At 44.0% G+C, this 4,070-nt stretch carries 4 protein-coding genes; all 4 read left to right on the forward strand.

Annotation, left to right across the window (positions count from 1 at the left end; translation table 11 throughout):
- Positions 1 to 213: 213 nt before the first annotated feature.
- The 4 genes from thrS to rplT all read left to right on the forward strand — a co-directional run bounded on the left by thrS (position 214) and on the right by rplT (position 3,717).
- Complete coding sequence (gene thrS, locus JHU38_RS12080; protein ID WP_107582859.1) at positions 214 to 2,166, forward strand: threonine--tRNA ligase; 1,953 nt, start codon at positions 214 to 216, stop codon at positions 2,164 to 2,166.
- Positions 2,167 to 2,360: 194 nt separating this feature from the next.
- Positions 2,361 to 3,044 (forward strand): translation initiation factor IF-3, encoded by a 684-nt coding sequence (gene infC / locus JHU38_RS12085; RefSeq protein WP_107582855.1) that lies wholly within the window; start codon positions 2,361 to 2,363, stop codon positions 3,042 to 3,044.
- A gap of 88 nt (positions 3,045 to 3,132) precedes the next feature.
- The gene (gene rpmI / locus JHU38_RS12090) at positions 3,133 to 3,330 is read left to right on the forward strand and encodes a 50S ribosomal protein L35 (RefSeq protein ID WP_107583200.1); all 198 of its coding nucleotides are present in this window, start codon (positions 3,133 to 3,135) and stop codon (positions 3,328 to 3,330) included.
- A 42-nt stretch (positions 3,331 to 3,372) separates the two neighbouring features.
- The gene (gene rplT, locus JHU38_RS12095) at positions 3,373 to 3,717 is read left to right on the forward strand and encodes a 50S ribosomal protein L20 (RefSeq protein ID WP_021590233.1); all 345 of its coding nucleotides are present in this window, start codon (positions 3,373 to 3,375) and stop codon (positions 3,715 to 3,717) included.
- Positions 3,718 to 4,070: the final 353 nt, after the last annotated feature.

Genomic DNA, 4,070 nt, shown 5'->3' on the forward strand with positions numbered 1-4,070 from the left:
AGATTTATATGGCTTCATCGCTTGCAGACTTGTCCCCACAAATTATCGAGTGAGCTGCTTTTTCATTATTCTCTATTGAGATTGGGATTATGGACGTGTGGAGATTGTAAAATCATGAAAATCAGATGAATTTAGGAGGTTTTCCTTTTATTTCTTATCCTGTTTCAAAAAATAGTATTATTTTTGCTTTCGATTAAAAAAATACTAGTTGTTATGGTAAAAATCACATTTCCAGACGAATCCGTTCGTGAGTATGAACAGGGCGTAACTGGTTTGCAAATTGCCGAGAGTATTTCACCGGCTCTCGCCCGCGACGTTGTATCTTGCGGTGTCAATGGTGAGACTGTAGAGCTGAATCGCCCCATCAATGAAGACGCGACCATCGCGCTTTACAAGTTTGATGATGACGAGGGTAAACACACGTTCTGGCATACTTCGGCCCACTTGTTGGCAGAAGCCCTGCAAGAGCTTTATCCCGGTATTCAGTTCGGCTTCGGTCCGGCAGTAGAGAATGGCTTCTTTTATGACGTAATGCCACCAAAGGGACTGACTATTTCTGAGAATGACTTCTCCAAGATAGAGGAGAAGATGAAAGAACTGGCTAAGAAAAACGAGGCTGTCGTGCGCCATGATGTTTCTAAGGCTGACGCCCTGAAGGAATTTAAGGCTGACGGTCAGGACTATAAATGTGAGCATATCGACCAGGACTTGGAAGACGGAACTATTTCTACTTATACCCAGGGCAACTTCACTGATCTCTGCCGTGGTCCTCATCTCGTTTCTACCGGTGCCATCAAGGCCATTAAAATAACCAGTGTAGCCGGCGCTTTCTGGCGTGGCGACGCCAAGCGTGAGCAGATGACGCGTATCTATGGTATCACTTTCCCGAAAAAGAAAATGCTTGATGACTACCTCATCATGCTGGAAGAGGCTAAGAAACGCGATCATCGTAAGATAGGTAAAGAGATGGAACTCTTTATGTTCTCTGACCGTGTGGGCAAGGGATTACCAATCTGGTTGGCCAAGGGTACTGACTTGCGCCTGCGCCTGCAGGAATTTCTGCGAGGACTTTTGCGCCCTTATAATTATCAAGAGGTGATAACTCCGGGTATTGGTAGCAAGAGTCTTTATGTTACATCAGGCCATTACGCACATTATGGTAAGGACGCTTTTCAACCTATCCATACTCCTGAAGAAGATGAAGAGTACATGTTGAAACCAATGAATTGTCCTCATCACTGTGAGGTGTATGCCCGCAAGCCTCGTTCTTACAAGGATCTACCGCTGCGTATTGCAGAATTCGGTACTGTTTTCCGCTATGAGAAGAGTGGTGAACTGCATGGTTTGACCCGCGTACGCAATTTCACACAGGACGACGCGCATATCTTTGTACGTTCAGATCAGGTAAGAGCAGAGTTTGAGAATGTTATCGATATTATCCTGAAAGTTTTCAAGACATTCAACTTTGAAAATTACGAAGCCCAGATATCACTCCGTGATCCTAAAGATAAAGAAAAGTATATAGGTTCTGACGAGATTTGGGAAGAGAGCCAGAACGCTATCCGTGAGGCTTGTAAGGAGAAAGGTCTGAAGGCTCATGAGGAGATAGGTGAAGCAGCTTTCTATGGTCCCAAGCTCGACTTCATGGTAAAGGACGCCATCGGTCGTAAGTGGCAGTTGGGTACCATTCAGGTAGATTATAACCTGCCGGCACGTTTCAAGCTGGAATATACGGCTGAGGACAACTCGAAGCAGACTCCGGTGATGATCCATCGTGCGCCATTCGGTTCGTTGGAACGTTTCACGGCCGTACTGATTGAGCATACCGCCGGTCATTTCCCATTGTGGTTGGCGCCTGACCAGGTGGCAATTCTGCCTATCTCTGAGAAGTATAATGACTATGCCAAGAAAGTGGCCAAGTATTTGGACAGCGTAGGTGTACGTTCGCTGATAGACGACCGCAACGAAAAGATAGGGCGCAAGATTCGCGATAACGAATTGAAGCGTGTGCCCTATATGGTTGTCGTAGGTGACAAGGAAGCTGCCGAGGGTACTGTGGCCATGCGTAAGCAGGGTGGCGGTGAACAAGCTACCATGACGATGGAAGAATTTGGCAAGCGTATTAACGCAGAATGCGCAGAAATGCTGAAAGCCGTTAATGAATAAACAGGTAATCCAATGGAAAGCAGGTCGGGAGTTTTTGTTTCTCTCTCGACCTGTGATTTTTTGTAAATATCGCTATAAAAGTTATTTACGTTGATATAGACAATTCGAAAAAATCTCCTATTTATTTTGAATATTATTCAGATTTTAGTAACTTTGCAGCCGTTTAGCAAATTTAAGCACTTTAAAACAGTTGAATGAAGAATGACAAAATGAAAAATCAGTACCGTGTTAACGAACAAATACGTGTACGTGAAGTGAGAGTGGTAAGCGATGGTGGTGCCGAGGTGATGCCTACACGTAAGGCTTTGGATTTGGCTCATCAACAAGGAGTCGACTTGGTCGAGATCTCTCCTAATGCACAGCCGCCAGTTTGTCGCATCATCGACTATTCCAAGTTTCTTTACCAGCAGAAAAAGCATCAAAAGGAGATGAAACAGAAGCAGGTAAAGGTCGAAGTGAAAGAAATTCGCTTTGGACCTCAGACCGATGAGCATGATTATCAGTTTAAACTAAAGCATGCGCAGGAGTTTCTGAATGAGGGTAACAAGGTTCGTGCTTATGTATTTTTCCGTGGTCGTTCTATCCTTTTCAAAGAGCAAGGTGAAGTGCTCCTTCTCCGTTTTGCTAATGATTTGGAAGAATTTGGGAAAGTTGAACAAATGCCGAAATTGGAGGGCAAGAAGATGTTCCTCTATCTCTCTCCAAAGAAAGTTGGTGTAGCCAAGAAGAGCCAACAGAAGATGGATCGTGAGAAGCGCGAGGCCGAAGCAAAGGCAAGTCAACAGCAAGAGCGTGAAGCTCTCGCAGAGAAAAATGGTTTGGCTAATGCTAAAGGTGGTGAGGCTTTGAAGAAGTTGGCTGAAAGCGTAGAGGATTAATTTCACTCATGTAGTGACAAAACAGATGCGTAACGCCCGGTATATGCGTTGCCATCGAATTATAATAACAATATTAAAATTAAAAAAAATGCCAAAAGTAAAGACAAACTCCGGCGCAAAGAAGAGATTCGCGTTCACCGGTACGGGTAAGATTAAAAGACATCATGCTTACCACAGTCACATTCTGACTAAGAAGACGAAGAAACAGAAGAGAAACTTGGTTCACCAGACATTGGTTGACCAGACAAACATGAAGCAGGTTCGCGACTTGCTCTGTCTCCGTTAATTATTAACTTTTTAGTCGAACTTTTTAAATTAGAAGAAAACTATGCCAAGATCAGTAAATCACGTTGCGTCAAAAGCAAGGAGAACTAGAATTCTTAAGCTCACTAAAGGTTACTATGGAGCAAGAAAGAATGTTTGGACAGTAGCCAAGAACACTTGGGAGAAAGGTCTTACTTATGCTTATCGTGACCGTCGTAATAAGAAGCGTACATTCCGTGCACTTTGGATTCAGCGTATCAACGCTGCCGCACGTCTCGAGAATATGAGCTATTCTACATTGATGGGAGCTCTTCATAAGGCCGGTATCGAGATTAACCGTAAGGTTCTCGCAGACCTCGCTGTAAACAATCCCGAAGCTTTTAAGGCTATCGTAGACAAAGTAAAGTAAATAAAGATTTACATAACGCAAAGAGCGTGGATTACATTATAAGGTGTGGTCTACGCTCTTTTTCTGTATGGGGTGGAATGGCTATGTGTTAGTGGATGCTGATAGGGGAGCTCAAGCTTATAGCATGGCTTCCAAGCACTCTAAAGCTGATGAGAGATCGTTGTGAAAAGTTACGTGTGTACGCAGGAAGTCTGTTCGTTCCCGCGCTATCGCCGTGTATAGTTCCTGATTCATCTGTTGTGTGTAGGAGTCGATGGCATACTCTATCTCGTCGCGTTGGTGAGCGCTGTTTGATCGGGAATTATTGCTGTCCGGTAAACATTTTTGTTATATAAAAGTTAAGGGCTAAAATC

This window comes from Prevotella illustrans (assembly GCF_017426725.1).
In the GTDB taxonomy this organism is placed as follows: domain Bacteria; phylum Bacteroidota; class Bacteroidia; order Bacteroidales; family Bacteroidaceae; genus Prevotella; species Prevotella illustrans.